Origin of the sequence: Burkholderia sp. COPS, from assembly GCF_019425585.1 — a bacterium.
GTDB classification, from domain to species: domain Bacteria; phylum Pseudomonadota; class Gammaproteobacteria; order Burkholderiales; family Burkholderiaceae; genus Burkholderia; species Burkholderia cepacia.
Window position 1 is genome coordinate 1 of sequence record NZ_WIXR01000102.1, and the last position, 2,223, is coordinate 2,223.

General features: G+C 64.6%; 1 protein-coding gene and 2 pseudogenes. All 3 read right to left on the minus strand.

All coding sequences use genetic code 11. The features are described from left to right. The coding region (locus tag FOZ70_RS37740) for an energy-coupling factor ABC transporter permease (protein ID WP_219707909.1) at positions 1-571 on the minus strand (571 nt) is incomplete at its 3' end. 75 nt (positions 572-646) lie between these two features. Beyond that, positions 647-1,422, minus strand: a pseudogene (locus tag FOZ70_RS37745) (response regulator transcription factor). Between the two features lie 211 nt (positions 1,423-1,633). After that, positions 1,634-2,223, minus strand: a pseudogene (locus FOZ70_RS37750) (DUF2863 family protein); the annotation flags it as partial.

Genomic DNA, 2,223 nt, shown 5'->3' on the forward strand with positions numbered 1-2,223 from the left:
CTTGGCCGGGTGCGGGCAGCGCAGTGTTCAGCAGGTAGCCGGCCGGAATCACGACAGGCACGCCGTCCGCCAGCGCGAGCTGGACCCCGGCCGCGGCAGCAGCGACTGCGATGATTGCGATGGCCGGTGACAGGAATCCCTGGCAGGTGATGAACGATGCGAGATTGTGCGGCAACCATGCGAGTGCGGCGCGCTGCAGCAATGCCGACACGGCGACCGGCAGCGCGCCGTAGATCAGATAGGTCAGGCCAATGCCCTGCCAGGGCGCGTCGAAAATGATCGCGGCAACCGCCGTGACGGCGCCCATCGCGATCAATGCGAGTGTCCAGTCGAACAGTGTGACGAGCAGCGTCGCGCCAAGCAGATGCATGACGATGCCGTCTTCGAGCCACGCATTCGAGGCCCAGAGAACCGTAATGGCGGTGACGAGCGCGAGCCACACGTGCTGGAGCGTGGCGTCCTGCAGGCGCACGAAGGGGCGATTCCAGATCGCGAGCGCGAGCAGGGCCACGGCGGCGATCCAGCCACCGATGCCAACCCAGAGCGGAAGCGGTGTGAAGAGAAAACCCATTCGTCCATATTACTCGTTGAGCATCAAAGGTGGGAATCCACACACGCCGACCGTCGCAATATCGAGACTGTCTGGCTAGCGTTCGCGCCGAAACCGCGCCGGCGGTTCGGCGGCGATCGGCAGGTCCTGTGTGCTGTCGATCGAGGCTGGCACCGGGTACGGGCGGTCCTTCCGTTGCGTACGCAGCGGAACCGGGCCCTGTTGGCCGATGGGCGGCTTGCGCGTGCGGTTGCGATTCGCCAGCAGCACCTCGAGGTGGGGCGACAGCCAGCCGTTGTAGATCGCGACCGCGGCGGCGCGGTTGGCGGCACCGAGTTGCTGGAAGATGCTGGCGAGGTGGATCTTGACGGTGCCTTCGCTGATGCCGAGCGTACGGGCGATCATCTTGTTGGTGCTGCCCATGTGGACGAAGCGCATGATCTGAGCTTGGCGTGGCGACAAGAGGCCGCTCGGCGGCCGGCGGGGAAGCGACCCGGCGAGTGTCTGGAAATGGGCGTCGTAGCGCGCCGCAGCAGCGGAAGGCAGCAGACGGAGCGCGATCGGCGGGATGTAGTGCCCGCCCAGCAGGACGATCTCGAGCGCACGTACGATCAGGTGCGGCCGCGTGGAATGCGGGATCACGCCGGCGACACCATAGTTGAAGAAGCGCTGGATGGCTTCCGGCGATGTTTCGTCGACCAGGACGGCGACGGGTGTCNNGCGACGAGGTCGAAACGCTGGTTGCGCAGCAGCCTGCGCGCCTGAAAACTGTCGGGCGCATCGTTGATGCTGGCGTGACGGTCGATCTGTCGCAACAGGGCCTTCAGTCCGTCACGCCGCTCGGCGTCTGAATTGAGCATCAGGAACCGCATATTCAACCTCCGTAATGTGAGCCATTGATCTGCCGTCTGGCATGCCTTGGGTCTGATGATGACAAAGACCTTACACGATGTCTGCTTGGCTGAAAGGCTTAGGAAAAGTATGAAATTTCGGACGGAGGGATGGCGGACAAGAAAAAAGCCGCTCCGGCGGGAACCGTGAGCGGCTTCGGACGGGCAGGCCGTCAGGGTACTGCTGTGTGGGTCAATGAAAGTGCGGTTGGGCGGGTGATGCGTCTTCCGGCATTTCCGCGTGGACGATTTCGCCGAGCGGGTCTGCGTAGAGCGGTACGCCGCAGTCGTCGCAGTATTCGGGTTCGAAGCGGCCTGCGTGCCGCCGGACGTCGGTTACACCGCATTCCTTCAGCAGGCTCACGATTTCCTCGAGCGGTCCTTCGATCGGCGCTTCGCCTTCGAGCGTCGCGCTGTCGATCGACACGTCGGCGTTTTCACGACCGTAGAGCGGCCATACGACGCCGTANNCGATACTCGTCGATACGGCGTTCGCCGAAGCCGGCGACCACCGCGCGCAGCTCTTGCGGTGCCGCACCAAGTGTGTCGAAAAGATAACGAATGGCGGTTCGCACCGTGTGCGGACGGACCCGTTCGTCCGCATCCCGGCAAGCCGAATAGTACGCGTCCGGAAGCAGGCATTCGAACTCGCAGCCGGGCAGGGCGATCGACAGGTTCGGGCCGCCCTGGGCCGTCCATTGCTCGAGGCACTGGCCACGCTCGATCCGGCTGCCGTTTTCCTCTTCCTGCCATCGGAACAGCGGCGCGCCGGCGGGCGCGGCG